Below are 17,146 nucleotides of genomic sequence, written 5' to 3'. Positions count from 1 at the left end.
CTCAGAGTAGACCTTTTCCGATGCGATGATAAGACCTTGTTTTTGAGAAACATTGTTTCTAAAATAGAAAAAATGAAAATTCAGAATATTGAAGACATTGTGGCCTTTTTATCCGTCGCCGATGCGCAGGGTTTCACTCAAGCTGCGCGCAAAATGGACATCCCGGTTTCAATTCTTAGTAAGCGTGTCGCACGTTTAGAAGACGATCTGGGGGTGAGGCTGTTTCAACGTTCGACCCGCGCGGTGGCCTTGACGGATGAAGGTAAGACACTGATGCCGCAGGCTCGTCGTCTGCTGGGTGACATCAAAGAGATGGAAGAACAATTTTCTGATAGTGATGAACTGAAAGGACTGATTCATTTGACGATGCCCTGGGGTTTAACACAGGGACCGGTCGCTAAGATCCTAACGGAGTTTCGTAAAGAGCACCCCCAGGTCGAAGTCGATGTTCATTTCAGTGATACCTATGAGCGCTTGGTTGAGGCGGGATTTGATCTGGCCATCCGCTTTTCAACATTAGAAGACTCCACCATGATTGCCCGAAGGTTGGGACCGAACTATTTGAAGATGGTCGCAAGTTCCGCCTATTTGAAAGAACACGGGACACCAAAGACGGTGAAGGATTTGAAAGAGCATCCTCTTTTGATGATTGGCATTCATCGACATAGAAAGTTTATGAAAAGCGGGCTTTCGCTAAATGAAATCGCCAGCTCCTCGTCGATCATTTCGAACAATGGATTGTTCTTAACTGAAGTCGCAAAGTCGGGTGGCGGTATCGCCATTCGTTCGCATTGGGATGTGGCGGAATCAATTCGTCGCAAAGAGTTGGTGGAAGTGGTCGTCAACGATCGCCTGGAATCCGGTCATGATGCTTATATCGTGACGCCTTCGAATCGTTATATGTCAAAACGCGTGCGTGCCCTGATGGACACGCTCGTTAAAGAATTCCCTAAATTTTTGAAGGAATAATCTTAGTAAGAGGACATCATTCCTTGGTAGCTTGTGTAGCTTTCCACAGGTTTGAAATCGAACTCACCCTTTTTCGTTAGATCACTAGCGATGTAAGAGATGGAGCCTGGTGACTGTGGATTTACTTTGGCTAAGTGATAACCCACATACTTGGGAGATGTGATCGACATCGTATAGTTGTCGACGATTTCCCATTTCACATCGACTTCGAAATCCATGATCTCTTTGATCTTATCCGTGTTGATCGCGATCAAGCCACCTTTGGAGTTTTTGAATTGGAAAAGCATTTTATCCACGCGCAACGCTTGGCGGATAAAGCTGCCACCGTTTTGCAGATAAGCGCGACATGCTTCCGACATACCGCTATAGACCCACATACCGAAAGCGATTTCATCCAAGTATTCAATGGAAGCGCCATCAATGTGCACATCCAATGTTTTTAGCTGCGTGTAGCTTGTTTTAAGTCGGAACAAGGGAGTACCACTGGCTGCCAAGAAGTTTGCATCCATGCCAGCACTGATCGACATCTTTTTGGAGATCTCTGGCAGTTGCGCATCAACCGATTGGTAAAGCTGCGTGTCTGCACCATTATATGAAGTAGGAAAGCACGTTTTTGAAGGAGAGATGATGCGCAGTTGATCCGGTGAACCCGCTAGCAACGCGCCGACACCAACTTGAGAGAGTGGTTGTTGAAAAGGAATGTATCCCTGATCGGAAATAAAGTTTTCGTAAGTTGTTTTAGGGCTGCAAGCGACAAGTCCGCCCATAACCAATCCCATCAATAGAATTCGTGAATCTAAAAACATATATCCTCCCAGACGAGGAAAGTTATCGGCCGTTTGTTTCGCGGCTTTAGTCTAGGCGAATGTGTCGAAAGTTTTTACGCAGGCAAAATTCCACGGGTGAAAAGGTGTTGATGTGAAGCAGATCTGTAAATGAATAAGACAAAAGCGCCACTTGGAATCCAAAGTAATCAGCACTTCCAAGCGCCACTCATAAAAAAACCCGCGAATGTTAACCGCGGGTTTCTAAAACTTCTAACTGTGACATCGAAAGATTCGAAAGAACAATCGCCAGCATTTGAAATAACGAAGAACTTTTCGTCAAAAAGGTGCCAGGTCCTATTCCTGTATGCGCTGCATACGTAAATAGGACCTGGCACCTTTTGTGGAAGCGCTGCGGTTTCGCGGTGCTTCTGCAGAAACCGGCAGGCACCTTTTGCAAAAAACCGGCAGGCGCCTTTCAAAAAGAAAAACCCCGCTTGTGGCGGGGTTTTTTGAGTTCGTAAATTTTTAAATTTCTAGAAGAAGTCTTTCTGGATCTTCAACAAGCTCTTTGATCTTCACTAGGAAGGAAACAGCTTCTTTGCCGTCAACGATTCTGTGGTCGTAAGTTAGAGCCACGTACATCATTGGGCGGATTTCAACTTTACCGTTTACGGCCATCGGGCGGTCTTGGATTTTATGAAGACCCAAGATGGCTGATTGAGGCGCATTTACGATCGGAGTTGAAAGAAGGGAGCCGAACACACCACCGTTTGTGATGGAGAATGTACCGCCACCCAAATCATTTGGAGAGATCTTACCATCGCGACCTTTTGCAGCCAGATCACGAACAGCCACTTCAACACCAGCCAAAGACAATGTGTCTGCGTCTTTGATATTTGGAACCATCAAGCCTTTTTCAGTCGATACCGCGATACCGATGTTATAGTAGTTGTGGTATTCGATGTCCGTGCCCACGATCCATGCGTTCACCGCAGGGAAGGCTTTCAAAGCTTCAACAGAGGCTTTGACAAAGAAGCCGTTGAAACCAAGATTTAGACCAAATTTCTCTTTGAATTTATCTTTGTACTTCGCACGAAGCTCCATCACTTTCGTCATGTCGATTTCGTTGAAAGTCGTAAGAAGTGCTGCCGTGTTTTGCGCTTCTTTCAATTTTTCAGCAATACGCTTACGGATCGTCGTCATCGGAACAAGTTTTTTATCGCCTTGTTTCGAAGGACCTGTCGCTACAGGAACAACAGTTGGAGCCGCTGCTTTAGCTGTCGGTGCTGCCGAAGGAGCTGCTGCTGGAGCGGCTCCTTTGCCTGCTGCTGTACCTGGAGTGGCTGCAAGAACATCACCTTTAGTTAAACGGCCATCTTTACCCGTGCCGGCAACTTGAGAAGGATCGATTTGGTTTTCAGTCACAATTCTTTGCACCGCTGGAGAAAGATTTGGATTTGAACCACCAGATGCTGCCGGAGCAGAAGACATCTGTGCTGGAGAAGCAGAAGTTTGCGCTGCCGGTTGTGCTGGAGGAGGAGGTGGTACTGCGCCCGCTGCTGGCTTGTCCGCCGGAGCCGAAGCACCTGCGCCAGCTTTAGCGTCAGTATCCAAGGTAGCAACTGTAGCGCCAATCAGAACGGTCGCACCCGCTTCGCTGCCGGGAAGGATCGTCAACACGCCATCATTTTCCGCGACAACTTCAACGCTTGCTTTGTCTGTTTCAAGAAGCATCAAAACTTCATTACGCTTAACGAAGTCGCCGGATTTTTTCGTCCAGCTACCGATCGTCGCCTCGGTGATAGATTCGCCCACTGCGGGAACTTTAATCTCTTGTTTCATGTTGCTTATCCTTTAGCTAAAGATGCTTTTAATAATGTCAGCTTGTTCCGCTTTGTGTCTGTGGATAGAACCCACCGCCGGAGAAGCCTTTTCAGGGCGACCCGCGTACTCAAAACGAAGTTGCAATCCGGCTTTTTGAACCACTTCAATAAATTTGAAGTAAACATGTTGGAATGCGCCCATGTTTTTCGGTTCTTCCTGAGCCCAGATAAGTGTCTTAGCCTTAGGGTATCCCTTAAGAACTTCCGCCACTTGACGAGCCGGGAATGGATAAATCTGCTCCAGACGTACCAAAGCGATGTTATCCTTTTTAGATTTTTCTCTCTCTTCCAAAAGCTCGTAATAGAACTTACCGGAAACAAACACCACTGTATCCACTTTGGATTTGTCAGTCGTGTCTCCTAGAACCGGTTGGAAGGAACCATTTGCCAGGTCTTCAATTGGAGAAACAGCTTTTGGATGTCTCAACAACGATTTTGGCGTCATGATCACAAGTGGTTTTCTGAAATCACGAACCACTTGGCGACGAAGAGCATGGAAGATCTGCGCTGGCGTCGTCAGGTTGCAGACTTGCATGTTGTACATCGCACAGCTTTGCAAGAAGCGCTCAAGACGGGCAGAGCTATGCTCTGGGCCCTGGCCTTCGTAACCGTGCGGAAGTAGCAACGTTAAACCAGACATTTGCTGCCATTTGGATTCGCCAGCCGCGATGTATTGGTCAATCACGATTTGCGCGCCATTGACGAAGTCACCGAACTGAGCTTCCCACATCACCAAGGAATTTGGATCATACGTCGTATAACCGTATTCGTAACCCATCACGCCGTATTCAGACAGAATGGACTCTGCCACCAAAAGTTTTGCTTTCGGATTCGTATCAGCCAAAGGGAAGAATGCCTTGTTCGTTTTTACATCGTACATACCCGCGTGACGGTGAGTGAAAGTACCGCGAACGCAGTCTTCGCCTGTCAAACGCACGGACTTACCTTCAGCAAGAAGGGAGCCGTAAGCCAAAAGCTCACCCATACCCCAGTCCACGGGGTCTTTTCCAGAAGCCATGTTTTTACGACCTTCCAAAAGCTTCAAAAGTTTTGGATGGGGAGTGAAGTCTGCAGGGTAAGATGCTGCTTTTTCACCGATTTGTTTTAGTTTTGCCAAATCGAAAGACGTGTTCACAGGTTTGTCAGCATCGGCTTCAACACCTTTGCGCAGACCTGACCAGTTGCCCTCGAACTTAAAGTTTTTAAGTTTCGGTGGAGCCTTTTTAGTGTCTTCGAAAATCTGTTGCAGACGATCCATCGCTTGCTGGTAAAGATCATCAGCCGTTTTTTTATCAACGCTGTTTTCACCCGCCAATTTCTGCGCGTAAAGTTCACGCACAGTCGCGTGGGCTTTGATCAGATCGTACATCAAAGGTTGAGTGAATGCAGGTTCGTCACCCTCATTGTGACCGTATTTACGGTAACAGATCAGGTTGATCACGACGTCTTTGCCGAATTGTTGACGGTAGCGGATAGCGATATCCATACCACGCACGCATGATTCAACATCGTCACCGTTCACATGCAGAACCGGTGTGAAAGTCATTTTCGCCGGATCAGAAGCATAGCGAGTGGAGCGTGCATCTTTCGCACTTGTTGTGAAGCCGACCTGGTTATCGATGATGATGTGGATCGTTCCGCCCGTTGTATGGGACTGAACTGCTGCCAATTGCAAAGTTTCCTGGATGATACCTTGGCCTGCGAAAGCCGCATCACCGTGAACCAATATGCAGACAGCAGATTTTCTGTCGCCCGCATTCAAGTCTTGAGCTGCACGAGTGATACCTAGTGCAACTGCGTTCACAGTTTCCAAGTGAGAAGGGTTGTAAGCCAAAGTCGCTTTAACAGAAGAACCGTTGGCAGCTTTCTTTTCAGTTTTATAGCCCAAGTGATATTTTACGTCGCCGTCGAAGTCTTCAATCGCTTTTTCAAGTTCCAATGGACCGTTGAAATCACCGAAAACGTATTCCTCACCTTTACCGAAGAAATTCACCAGCATGTTCACGCGACCACGGTGAGCCATACCCATGTGGAGTTCCTTGATGCCCACTTGTGAACCGCGGTTCACGATCGTGTCCATCATCGGAAGGATAGAATCAGCGCCCTCAACAGAGAAACGCTTTGTTCCCACGTAACGTGTGTGTACGAATTTTTCCAAAGTTTCAGCTTTCGTCAAAGAAGCCAAAACAGTTTTCTTTTCTTCAGGGGAGAGTTTGAAAGAAGAACCTTCAAACTCTTGTTGCAACCATTTGTATTCAGCAGCAGACGCATCCGCCGCTTGAAGTGCGATTTTACCGCAATATGCTTTTTGCAAATGAGCGATGATCTCACCCAAGGAAGCATTTTGTTTTCCAATGATCGCGGCGATTTGGAATTTCGCGTTCAAGTCTTTGTCGCTCAAACCAAACGTTTTAAGATTCAAGGCTTCGTTAGCTGTTGGTTTGTAAAGTGGGTTCAAATCCGCTTCAAGATGTCCTTGAGCGCGGTAAGCTTGAATCAACTGGAAAACGGAAAGCTCTTTGTCAGACATTCCGAATTTGCCAGATTGTGCAAATTCAACGCCTTCAAAAAAACTTCTCCACTCGGGAGCTAGTGTTTCAGGCTTTGCTTTGAAGTCACCATAGAGTGCTTCAATGTATTCAAGATTTGAACTGTTGATACCATTGTTGTTCACGACGAAATTCCTCACTTTAGGCAGACCTTGTTTTTTCCAAAAACTCGCGCGTTTGTAACGTGTTAATGCATAGCAAAAAGCGAGAGTTTTCATGTTCAAGGATGCACGGTCATGTTAGCTCTTATTTTATTGAAAATGAAGGAGTTTAAGCGTGTATAAGTTAGTGCTCGTTCGACACGGTGAAAGTGTTTGGAATCAAGAGAATCGCTTCACAGGTTGGCAAGACGTTGATCTTTCCGAAAAAGGTCGTGCCGAAGCTGCAAAAGGAGGCAAATCTCTCAATGACAAAGGCTTCAAATTCGATATTGCTTACACAAGCGTTCTAAAAAGAGCTATCAAAACCCTCAATTTCGTTTTGGACGAGATCGATCAAGTGTGGCTTCCTGTCCACAAAGACTGGCGCTTGAATGAACGTCACTATGGCGCTCTTCAAGGTCTTAACAAGTCTGAAACTGCGGCCCGTCATGGCGAAGACCAAGTTAAGATCTGGCGTCGTAGTTACGATGTTATGCCACCGGCTATGGAAAACAATGATCCACGTCATCCTTCGCACGATCCGCGTTACAAAAATGTGCCCGCAAGCCTTTTGCCTAGCACAGAATCCCTAAAAGAGACGGTGGCTCGGTTCCTTCCACTTTGGAACGAAACTATTGCCCCTAAAATCAAATCTGGCCAAAAAGTGCTTATTGTAGCCCACGGGAACAGTTTGCGAGCTTTGATCCAGCATTTGGAAAATATGACGCCGGATGAGATCATGGGCGTGAACATGCCAACCGGTATTCCCTTGGTCTATGAACTTGATAAAGATCTTAAGGTGATCGGCAAAGAATTTGTTGGGGATCCTGAAGAAGTGAAGGCGGCGATGGAAGCTGTCGCAAATCAAGGTAAAGCTAAATAGCTGGATGACCCACCAGACTTCGTCTGGGTAGAATAATTTTAGAATTAGTTTTTAAAGGAGGATTTTTGAAATCCTCCTTTTTTTTGCACCCGCCTTGACAGTTTTCCGATCGATTCCATATTGAGTGTGAGAAGTGATCCGGAAGCTTCCTCAGTATTAAGCTAAAAGCTCTCTGACAAAGTCAGAGTAATTTTGAATTTATTAGGAGGATTTTATGTCAATGCGTTCATTATCACCTTGGTCAGCTCGTCGTCCAACCAACGATCTATTCAGTCAGTTCGAAGAATTTTTCAGCGACATGGATCGTGGATATTCGCCTGCAGCTCGTTCGACAGTGGATTTTTCTCCCTCTGTTGATATCGAGGAAAAAGAAAACGCTTATATCGTGACGACGGATTTGCCAGGCTTCAAAAAAGAAGACATTAAAATTGAAATGGCAGACAACGTTCTGACTATTTCAGGCGAAAGAATCAAAGAGGCGGGGGATAAGAAATACTCCGAGCGCTCTTGGGGTAAATTCCAACGCACATTCAGTCTGCCAGTGCATGTTGCTGGAGACAAAATCGAAGCGTCTTATAAAGACGGAGTGCTTGAAGTGACTCTGCCAAAAGCAGAAAACGCAAAAAGCCGTTCGATCAAAGTACAATAAATCACCTTCGCCAAGGCTACGGCGGACAGGTCCACGGGGCCTTGCCGGCCGTAGCTTTATCGAAGGATGCTTAGCTAAAGTTTGGGGTTGGTAAGACAGATGCTTGAGCGCTTCCCTCCAGGGGCCGCCTTGCTTTCAACGTTTTTCCTCCCGAACAACCTCGACACACATTCATTTTTTTCTCTCCTCTTCGTACCTTGTAAATGTAGGCCTCGAAGCTTTCCAAGAATCTGCCTTATCAACCCCCAAATTTTAGCTAAGCATTTCAACCTCCCAGAGGGGAAAATGTTTTTTAAAGTGACAATGTTTTGGTCACCCTCTCGAAATGAATGACTCAAGAAGAGCATTTGTGGCGACTCCAAAATAGCTGGGGTAGAGTGTTTCCTGTGCTTAAGACATTCGCCAGGAGGGTGCATGAATACGTCGTTCAATAAGTTAATGATCGCAGCCGGGATGATTTTTATAGCTTCTTGTAGTCCAAATTCTGCAACGAATTTAAACTCCGAAGTCGCATCATCTCTTTCAATCGATTCCTCAAGACAAGCTTTGGTAAACTTTAAATTGGTCGATGCTCCTAATAAGGAAATTAAATCCGTCGTTGTCGACATTGATCACATGGAAGTGGTTGTTGCCGGCGCAAGTAAAGTAGGCCGTTTGATTCTGGCAAAAGGAATGGGTTCTGTGGACCTGCTCAAATTGCAAAACGGTATCAGTCTGCCATTGCAGGAAATCGTAGCTCCGCATGGGTTGCAAATTCAGCAAATCAGACTGATTTTGAAAGAATCTGGTCACTATATAATTAAAGGTGATGATTCGATTTGTGAGCTTAAAACTCCCAGCGCACAAAAAACGGGTGTTAAAATCATCCTGACTAATAAAGTGCAGTTTGAAGCGGGCAATCAATATAATGTGACGCTGGATTTTGATGCAATGAAATCAGTGGTTTTGCAAGGCAACGGCGGTTGTTTGTTAAAACCAGTATTGAAATTGATCTCGGTTACAAAACAACAGTTGCCGGAGGTTGTTGATCCGGAACCAACAGTAACGCCATCGCCTTCTGTGGAGCCATCACCAAGTGTCGAGCCGTCTCCAACGGTATCTCCGTCTCCATCAGTTGAGCCATCTCCGACTGCAACACCAGAGCCACCGGTCGAGATCATTACGACTCCTGATGAAAACGATGGTTCAAACGACGGTTGGGATTATACACCGGTCGTGGACGGAGCAGAACCGATCGTCGATGAAAGTCAGTTATCGGATCTGTAAGAAAAATCGAAAATAGAATGATTCAAATGGAGCCAGCCAAGCACTGGCTCCTCTCTTTTGAGGAAGCAATGAAGAACGCAGAAAAAAACATCATCCTTGGAACCATCGACGAAATTTTGGAAGAACATTTCGAACAGAAAAAGAATGAAGTGGCGGGCTTCGTCAATCGCCACTTTAGTTTAAATGAAGCTGTGAAAATTCAGCGGCAGTCGGTTTTGCTGGATCTGCTTTTTTATCCTTTGAACGCTCTGTGGGCGATACCTTTTTTGACTGCTAAAAAAGGAATTGAAATCGCGGATAAGCTGGGTTGGTCCCACGGCAATCACCTGATTAAAAAAGTCCCTTCGGGTTTTAAAACTCGCTATCAAAAAGTTTCCGAAAGAATTTTACTGGATGAGTTTTTGGCTTCTTCTCAAGAAGATGTGTTTCAGAAGTTGCAAAAAGAATTGAACCTGGAATCTCATTTTTCACCCAATGAACTCGCGCACTTAAAAAAGAAAATGTCGGATCTTTATAAAGAAGAGGTCGATAAGTTCTCCTCCGCCCAGGTTTTGGTAACGGATTTAATCACCACAGTTCTTACTTTATGTGTCGGTAAGATGTTTTTTAATGACGGTGGTTTGGGTGTGACGGGGATGGGTTCAAAAATCGCCCGTAATGTTGCGAACAAAGATGCGGCGGAGCATTTCTTTTTCGGGAAGAAACTGGGCACGGCATTTTACAGTGCCTTTCCGGTAGCTCCCACGCAAACACAAGTCGTGGCAGCGACCTTAGGAGTCGGCCTGTTGTTAACGGTTTGTAGCATCGCAGTGGCCGTATTCAGTGATCCTTTGCGAAAGGTTTTAGGTATTCAAGGATATAAACTGACCACGTTGGTTCAATCCCTTGAACAAAACCTTTACTTGCTTCTTAAGAATGAAATTAAAAATAAAGTGAGACAAAGCAAGGGCTCGATAGCTGCCTAATTCCTCAGTTTCTGCATTGCCACAGTCATGCATTTTTAATGGTGCCGCCTTGATAAGGGTGAGATATCACCTAGTGTGAGGTGACAGTGGAAAAAGCGAAAACTGAAAAAGAAAAAATGCTGGCAGGTGAATTGTATATCGCGGATGCGGCTCTGCAAGCGGAGCAAGTTTTAGTGCAGCAGCGAGTTTTGGAATACAATCAATCAAATCCCGCCGACACCGAAAAACGCACAGCTCTTTTGCAAGACATCTTTGATGACGTAGGAGAGAGAGTGACGGTTCGTCCTCCGTTTCATGTTGATTATGGCAGTAATACTTCTATTGGTGCTCGCACGTTTATCAATTTCAATGCGGTTTTTTTGGACTGCAATAAAATCACGATTGGTGAAGACTGCCAGATCGCTCCGGGAGTTCAGTTTTACACGGCGACTCATCCCTTGGATGCAGAAACTCGAAAAAGCGGGCTTGAAGCCGCTCATCCGATCACCATTGGTAACAATGTCTGGCTGGGTGGCAATGCCATCATTTGTCCTGGCGTTACTATTGGTGACAATACGGTTGTGGGGGCGGGTTCTGTCGTTACCAAAAGCCTTCCGGCGAATGTTTTAGCTGTGGGAAATCCCGCTAAGGTGATCCGAGAGCTTAAGTAAGTTTCGACTGCGGCGCATTCCAAAAAGGGAACTGTTACCTTTTTAAGTTTCGTGTTTTACTTAATCCTATGATTTTAATTCGTGATATTTCGACATTGTTGACGATGGCAGGGGCGGCTTCTAAAGAGGGGCGCCGTGTGACTGAAGCTGATTTGGCAATCTCTCAAAAGCAGGCGGTCCTTATCGATAAAGGCGTCATTCAATGGATCGGGCCTTCGGGGAAAGTTCCAAAGCAATTCGCGAAAAGTAAAATCAAAGAAGTCAGTGCCAAAGGTCTGACAGTGTTGCCAGGATTTATCGAGTGTCACACGCATTTGATTTATTCCGGTAATCGCGCGGCGGAATTTGAAATGCGTAACAATGGGGTTTCTTATCAAGAAATCGCTGCCAAGGGTGGCGGTATTTTGTCGACGATGAAAAACACTCGCCAATCTTCCGTCGCGGAACTGGCGCGCACCGGGCAAGAACGATTAGATCACTTTGTTTCTCAAGGTGTGACCACTGTGGAAATCAAATCAGGTTATGCGCTGAACTTAAAAGACGAACTTAAGGTCTTACAAAGTGTGCAGAAACTTGAGGGTGCTCGTACAGTCGCAACTTTCCTGGGAGCCCATGCGCTTCCTCCAGAATTTAAAACTTACGAGAGTTATCTGCAACATCTGGGCGACGTGGTTTTGCCACAGGTGAAGAAAAAGAAACTGGCTTCTCGCGTGGATGTCTTTATTGAAAAAGGCTTTTTTCCTCTGGCAGAGTCTGAAAAATACCTGCGCAAAGCTCAAGAGCTGGGCTTTGATATTTTGATTCATGCGGATCAAATGACTTTGTCTGGCGGTGCTGACCTTGCCGTTAAGCTTGGGGCCCTGTCGGGTGACCATCTTTTGCAAATCACTGATAAGGAAATCAAGAATCTTGCAAACTCCAATGTCACTTGTGTGATGTTGCCAACAGCGGATCTTTATACCAAAACAAATTATCCCAAAGCTAAAGAGTTGATCGAGGCGGGGGCCCGCGTGGCCTTGGCGACGGATTTCAATCCTGGTACTTCTCCAACCCAAGAACTGAACCTGGTGGGGTTGCTCGCGCGCCTTGAAATGAAGATGACTCTGCCACAAGTGCTATCCGCATATACGGTCGGCGCGGCTCATGCTTTAAATCTTCATAAGGAGATTGGTTCCTTGGAAGTTGGCAAGTCTGCTGACATTTTGTGCATTGATCAAAGCTGGGATTGCTTGTTCTACTCTGTGGGAGAGCGTCCGAAGAAGGCTGTTTTCTCTCGAGGAAAGAAGATTTTCGACAGTCTTAAATAATCCAATGCGTCACAAATTTAAGAATCTTACATGGATTATAAATTTTTGTTTGAACTCGGAGCTCTTTTCTTTCTAGTCTTGTGGTGTATCCGGGGGGAGCAACAAGATGAGATCATCGTACACGACATTAATGCAGTCGAAGTATTTCAATCCTGCGTTTAACAGCGCCATCTTTGATGGGCCCGTTCGAATCTACTTTGCTCAGTTTCACGAAGCTCTAGCTTTGAAAATCTACTTCATGATTCAACAGCAGTTGTCGGCCGAGACAGCGAAAGCCAAAGAAGCGGCCAAGGCTTCCGGTGCGAACATCCTGGTGATGGTTTACCCAACTTCTGACAGTTTCCAACTTTCCTTCGAAAACGCTAAAACAGAAAATCCTCTGGAATGCGAAAAATGGGGCGAAGACGTCGTCATCGGATTACGTGGACCGCTCGAAGATGAGAATTTGGATCTATTAGTCGATACATTGCGTATGACGATGAACAACTGGCAGCCGGCTAGTCTAGTTCGTCCTAGCGCAATCCAAGAACTCTGATATCATTATTTACATGAATAAACGCGGTCAGATCGTGGTGGAGTACGTTCTCCTCCTCGTCATTGCAACAGGCGTAGCAGCTTTGCTCGTCAGTCAACTTGTCAGTCGTAACACTGATAAGCCCGGCGTTTTGACGGCTCAATGGCAATTAATTTTGAATGCCGTCGGATCCGACGTCCCAGATTCCAATAAAAAATAGGTAACAAAATAGGTAACAGTTCCCTTTTCGGAATGCACTGCATTCCGAAAAGGGAACTGTTACCTCTAGAGAAACGGATTTCCGCGTTTGTGGATTTCTTCCTCGATTGCTGCCTGCATTTTTTCTTGAATGTCCTGGGCAATTTCATGCACTAGTTCCGCATCTTCCACCGCCTCTGGTTTATAAGGCAAGTGAATCGGTTCCAAGAATCGAATGCGCCATTTTGCTGGTAGCGGAATGATATTCAAGGGCAGCGGAATCACCGAACCTTTTAGGAATTTGGTGAATTTTAGTTTCTTAAGATTGATATGAGTTTCTTCCGCTCCCAGAATCACGACCGGAACGATAGGGCTTTGAGTTTCTAAAGCCATGCGCACAAATCCGCGTTTGAATTCCTGCAGCTGATAACGTTTCGATGTCGGCTTGAAATTTCCAGCCTCGCCCTCGGGGAAAAGCACAATGGCATTTCCTTTTTTAAGGGAGTTCACGCCATTTTCGTAAGTCGCTTCCGTAAAACCCATTTTTTGAGCGGGAATCGCAGTCGTCTCTGTTAAAAACCAAAAATGATGAGTTAAAACCCGCGGAACACGTTTGCCTTCCTCTTGCACAATGTGCCCAAGCAAAAAGGCATCGAATCCGGAATAACCGGAATGATTGGGAGCGATTACGCAGGCGCCACGGCGGGGAATATTTTCGGCCCCTAAAATTTCCATGCGGAAGTATTTGCGAAGAATCTCAAGCAGAAAACGGGGAAGCACTCGAAAGATCAAGGTGTCCTTGTCGAGGTTCTTCAATCCGAAGATTTTTTCGTTGGGTTTCTGCAAGAAATTCATCATGATAATTCTCAGGCCCCATGTTGCTTCATCGATAGTTTTTGAGGTGAATTTATGTCTTCTAGTTTTATCATGGCGATTGATCAAGGAACAACCAGCTCCAGGGTTTGCATAATCAATCAAGCCGGAGGTCTCGTTTCTGAGGCTCGTGAAACCTTCAAACAAATTTTCCCTAAACCAGGGTGGGTGGAACACGATCCTGAGGACATCTGGTTCACAACCCAAAGATCTATGCGTCTTGCGATTGAAAAAGCGAAAATCAAAGCCTCCGCCATCAAAGCAATTGGTATCACCAATCAACGTGAAACAGTCATGGTGTGGGATAAAAAATCCGGCAAGTCGGTGTATAACGCCATCGTATGGCAATGCCGACGCACTCAAGCGCAGTGTGAAAAATTAAAGAAAAACAAAAAAGAGAAAATGATCACAGCAAAAACGGGTTTGGTGCTGGATCCCTATTTCTCGGCGACGAAAATTCAGTGGATTCTTGCGAACGTCAAGGGTGCTAAAGAACGGGCGCGCAATGGGGAATTATTGGCGGGAACTGTTGATACTTATTTGCTTTCTCGTTTAACTCAAGGTGAATCCCATAAAACGGATGTGACGAATGCTTCTCGTACGATGTTAATGAATATTCATACGGGATGGTGGGACGAGGAACTGACAAAACTTTTCGGTGTACCAGAAAGTATGCTTCCTGAAATCTGTCCTTCGAATGCTGATTTCGGTACCACTCGTGGTTTGGGTTTTATGCCTGATGGTATTCCTGTTTGTGGAATCTTAGGCGATCAGCAGTCGGCTCTTTTCGGGCAGGCTTGTTACGATGTCGGTGAATCGAAATGTACATTCGGTACGGGAAGTTTCCTTTTACTGAACACTGGTAAAAAAGCCGTGAAATCTAAAAACCGATTGCTGACGACAATTGCCTGGAAACTTAAAGACGGTGACATGACTTATGCCCTTGAAGGCGGTGCCTTTGTTTGTGGAGCTGCGGTTCAGTGGCTTCGCGATGGATTGGGGTTATTCCAACAATCGTCGGAAATTGAAACCTTGGCTAAAACTGTCGAAACGACGGATGGTGTGGAATTCGTTCCGGCACTGACGGGGTTGGGTGCGCCTCACTGGCAGCCCGATGCACGCGGTGTGATTTGTGGTTTGACCCGCGGAACGACAAAGGCCCACATCGCTCGCGCGACTTTGGAGGCCATGGCATTGCAAAATGTGGATATCCTGGTCACCATGGAAAAGGACCTGGGTAAAAAAGTTCGCTCGGTGCGAGTGGACGGTGGGGCTGCTGCGAATGATCTGCTGATGCAGATGCAAGCGGACTATACAGGTGTGAATGTCATCCGCCCGAAAAATCTGGAAACCACGGCATTAGGAGCGGCCTTTATGGCGGGACTGGGTTGTGGTTTTTGGAAAGACATTAAAGAAATTAAAAAAATCTGGGCAACTGACAAAGAATTTAAAGTTAAAATGTCCACCAACGAACGCAATGCACGCAAGGTTCGTTGGCAAGAGGCTTTGAACAGAGTTTAAAATGCAACTAGGTCAAAATATCTTTAAGAAAGTTCCCGTCTCGGAGAAGAAATTTCTTTTCCGAGAACTGGCTCACGACAAGATTCAAATCTCGGTTAAGGGTGATGACGATTCATTCTTTAATCTGATCGCCGTGCAAACGGAACGAGACGAAGATCTTCTTTGTCATCACACTTCTAATTCTCAGATGTTCACTAAAAACCAATCGGTCGTGGTGAACTTCATGTTTAAAAATGAGCGCTATTTTTTCCGTACGGATCTGGTGTTTTCCACAGGGTGGGCGCACCTGAGAATTGACGGGGATCTGTTCCAACTGCAAAGACGTGCGAATGCGCGGATTGATCTTCCGCAAAAATACGACGGCGTCTTCAATCTTATGCAGCATAATGCGCAAAAGTTTTTCATCGACTGCAAAATCCTGGATATCAGTGCTGGCGGAGTGCGAGTCGCCATGGCGAATGACATCCCGGCATTTAAGGAAGGTGACAACATCCGTGGCACAGTAAGACTGGGGATTCGTCGTCCTATCGAATTCGAGTTGGAAGTCCGCTTTTCTTCCAGCAAAGATGGAATCCAGATCGCAGGTATGCAGTTTAAAAATATTGATACACGCATGGAAAGCCGATTGTTAAGTCTGATGGTGGATTTGCAGCGCGAGATTTTCATTAAGTATCCGTCACAGAAATAAATTTAAAAAGCCCTACCCAATAGTCATGACTACATCGAGAATGAAGTCATGAACGTTGAGATTCCAAAAAGAAAATTCGCTCAATTTATCGGCCCCGGTGTTTTAGTTGCGGTGGGATATATGGATCCCGGCAATTGGGCCACCGATCTGGAAGCCGGTTCTCGTTTTGGTTTCAACCTTCTTTGTGTCATCCTGTTTTCATCTATCGCGGCGATGTTATTGCAATCCATTTGTGTGCGCGTGGGCGTAGTGACGGGAAAAGATCTCGCGGAGCTTTGCCGCGATCAGTATCGTCCTTGGGTAAAAAATATTTTATGGGTCTTAGCTGAAATCGCGATCATTGCCACAGACATTGCTGAAGTTCTGGGAACTGCGCTTGCATTCAATATGATTCTGGGAGTCTCCGTCGAGACCGGTGTTCTGCTCACGGCCTTTAACATGGTCTTTGTCTTTATATTGCAGGGTAAAGGCATGCGCAGGATTGAAGCGATTGTCTTGGGTTTTGTGTTGATGATTCTACTCTGCTTTGTGGTTCAGGTCTTTTTAAGCTCTCCACCGTGGTTAGAAGTTCTGAATGGTTATATTCCTAAGCCAAGTTCCTTTAATACTGCTCATGCTTGGTACGTCGCGATCGGAATTATGGGGGCCACCGTGATGCCCCATAATCTATACTTGCACACAGCTGTGGTGCAAAGTCGGGTGGTTAAAGAAACTCCGGCGGATCTTAAGTATTCGATTCGCATGATCACCTGGGAAGTGATTTTAAGTTTGGGAATCGCGTTCTTTATTAATTCAGCGATCCTGATTGTGTCAGCTTCGGTTTTTCACTTAAACCACTATTATGAAATCACTGAGATCCAGGATGCCTATAAGTTACTAAGTCCGTTGTTGGGCGCAAGTGCGGCGAGTTTCTTGTTTGCCCTAGCATTGTTTGCAGCCGGACAGAGCTCGACGATTACCGGAGCTATCGCGGGACAAGTTATTTTGGAAGGCTTTATGCATTTCCATATGCCGGTATGGATTCGTCGCGCGATTGCTCGCGTGCTAGCTATCATCCCAGCATGGATTGGTGTGCATTACATGGGTGAGCACGCGGTCGGCCGATTGCTGGTTGGGACTCAAGTGATCTTAAGCTTGCAGCTGCCTTTTGCGGTGGTGCCTCTGTTGATGTTTGCGGGTTCTAAAACACTTATGAAAGAGTGGGCCTTGTCAGCAAAGTTTAAAACGGTGGGTTGGAGTATTTGCGCCGTTATCATCGCTGCGAATGTCTATATGCTTATGCGCCTGGTTCAGGAATAAAGAAAGCCCGCTTGGTCGCGGGCTT

The 17,146-nt window shown here is 45.9% G+C and carries 16 protein-coding genes; 12 read left to right on the top strand and 4 right to left on the bottom strand.

The genetic code is table 11. From position 1 onward, the window contains the following. The first annotated feature begins 72 nt into the window (after positions 1-72). Entirely contained in the window at positions 73-969 is an 897-nt protein-coding gene (locus tag ACLSU7_RS06465) for a LysR family transcriptional regulator (protein WP_413294740.1), read from the top strand. Positions 970-971: 2 nt separating this feature from the next. On the opposite strand, the gene ACLSU7_RS06460 is transcribed toward ACLSU7_RS06465, so the two are convergent. From ACLSU7_RS06460 to ACLSU7_RS06450, 3 genes are all read right to left on the bottom strand, one after another. Continuing rightward, on the bottom strand, positions 972-1,775 hold the full coding sequence (locus ACLSU7_RS06460) for a hypothetical protein (RefSeq protein ID WP_413294739.1): 804 nt from the start codon (positions 1,773-1,775) through the stop codon (positions 972-974). Positions 1,776-2,261: 486 nt separating this feature from the next. Further along, positions 2,262-3,578, bottom strand: a complete 1,317-nt coding sequence (gene odhB / locus ACLSU7_RS06455) for a 2-oxoglutarate dehydrogenase complex dihydrolipoyllysine-residue succinyltransferase (RefSeq protein ID WP_413294738.1) — start codon at positions 3,576-3,578, stop codon at positions 2,262-2,264. A gap of 12 nt (positions 3,579-3,590) precedes the next feature. After that, on the bottom strand, positions 3,591-6,386 hold the full coding sequence (locus ACLSU7_RS06450; RefSeq protein ID WP_413294737.1) for a 2-oxoglutarate dehydrogenase E1 component: 2,796 nt from the start codon (positions 6,384-6,386) through the stop codon (positions 3,591-3,593). Between the two features lie 58 nt (positions 6,387-6,444). Here ACLSU7_RS06450 and gpmA point away from each other — a divergent pair, with 58 nt between their 5' ends. The 8 genes from gpmA (at position 6,445) to ACLSU7_RS06410 (ending at position 12,762) form a co-directional block, all read left to right on the top strand. Further along, entirely contained in the window at positions 6,445-7,191 is a 747-nt protein-coding gene (gene gpmA / locus ACLSU7_RS06445) for a 2,3-diphosphoglycerate-dependent phosphoglycerate mutase (protein WP_413294736.1), read from the top strand. A gap of 214 nt (positions 7,192-7,405) precedes the next feature. Then, the gene (locus ACLSU7_RS06440) at positions 7,406-7,840 is read left to right on the top strand and encodes an Hsp20/alpha crystallin family protein (protein ID WP_413294735.1); all 435 of its coding nucleotides are present in this window, start codon (positions 7,406-7,408) and stop codon (positions 7,838-7,840) included. A 414-nt stretch (positions 7,841-8,254) separates the two neighbouring features. After that, on the top strand, positions 8,255-9,106 hold the full coding sequence (locus ACLSU7_RS06435) for a DUF4382 domain-containing protein (protein WP_413294734.1): 852 nt from the start codon (positions 8,255-8,257) through the stop codon (positions 9,104-9,106). Between the two features lie 68 nt (positions 9,107-9,174). Beyond that, entirely contained in the window at positions 9,175-10,071 is an 897-nt protein-coding gene (locus ACLSU7_RS06430; protein WP_413294733.1) for a DUF6635 family protein, read from the top strand. A gap of 116 nt (positions 10,072-10,187) precedes the next feature. Further along, positions 10,188-10,721 carry a sugar O-acetyltransferase gene (locus ACLSU7_RS06425; RefSeq protein ID WP_413295379.1) on the top strand — a complete coding sequence of 178 codons (534 nt, stop codon included), beginning with the start codon at positions 10,188-10,190 and terminating at the stop codon, positions 10,719-10,721. 68 nt (positions 10,722-10,789) lie between these two features. Continuing rightward, positions 10,790-12,028 carry an imidazolonepropionase gene (hutI, locus tag ACLSU7_RS06420; protein ID WP_413294732.1) on the top strand — a complete coding sequence of 413 codons (1,239 nt, stop codon included), beginning with the start codon at positions 10,790-10,792 and terminating at the stop codon, positions 12,026-12,028. Between the two features lie 106 nt (positions 12,029-12,134). Further along, positions 12,135-12,563, top strand: coding sequence for a hypothetical protein (locus ACLSU7_RS06415; RefSeq protein ID WP_413294731.1), 429 nt, complete (start codon positions 12,135-12,137; stop codon positions 12,561-12,563). 13 nt (positions 12,564-12,576) lie between these two features. After that, on the top strand, positions 12,577-12,762 hold the full coding sequence (locus ACLSU7_RS06410; RefSeq protein WP_413294730.1) for a hypothetical protein: 186 nt from the start codon (positions 12,577-12,579) through the stop codon (positions 12,760-12,762). A gap of 65 nt (positions 12,763-12,827) precedes the next feature. Here ACLSU7_RS06410 and ACLSU7_RS06405 read toward each other — a convergent pair whose 3' ends face one another. Further along, positions 12,828-13,598: a lysophospholipid acyltransferase family protein gene (locus tag ACLSU7_RS06405; protein WP_413294729.1), complete on the bottom strand. Its 771-nt coding sequence runs from the start codon at positions 13,596-13,598 to the stop codon at positions 12,828-12,830. A 51-nt stretch (positions 13,599-13,649) separates the two neighbouring features. Between ACLSU7_RS06405 and glpK the strand changes: the two genes are divergently transcribed. The 3 genes from glpK to ACLSU7_RS06390 are packed head-to-tail and all read left to right on the top strand — an operon-like array spanning position 13,650 to position 17,121. Then, the gene (gene glpK, locus ACLSU7_RS06400) at positions 13,650-15,134 is read left to right on the top strand and encodes a glycerol kinase GlpK (protein WP_413294728.1); all 1,485 of its coding nucleotides are present in this window, start codon (positions 13,650-13,652) and stop codon (positions 15,132-15,134) included. Between the two features lies 1 nt (position 15,135). Further along, positions 15,136-15,822, top strand: coding sequence for a flagellar brake protein (locus ACLSU7_RS06395; protein WP_413294727.1), 687 nt, complete (start codon positions 15,136-15,138; stop codon positions 15,820-15,822). Between the two features lie 48 nt (positions 15,823-15,870). Beyond that, the gene (locus tag ACLSU7_RS06390) at positions 15,871-17,121 is read left to right on the top strand and encodes an Nramp family divalent metal transporter (RefSeq protein WP_413294726.1); all 1,251 of its coding nucleotides are present in this window, start codon (positions 15,871-15,873) and stop codon (positions 17,119-17,121) included. The last annotated feature ends 25 nt before the right edge of the window (positions 17,122-17,146 follow it).

This window comes from Bdellovibrio sp. HCB185ZH, assembly GCF_047302455.1.
Lineage (GTDB): Bacteria > Bdellovibrionota > Bdellovibrionia > Bdellovibrionales > Bdellovibrionaceae > Bdellovibrio.
Note: the sequence above shows the minus strand (reverse complement) of the source record. Positions and strands in the feature narration are given on the sequence as shown.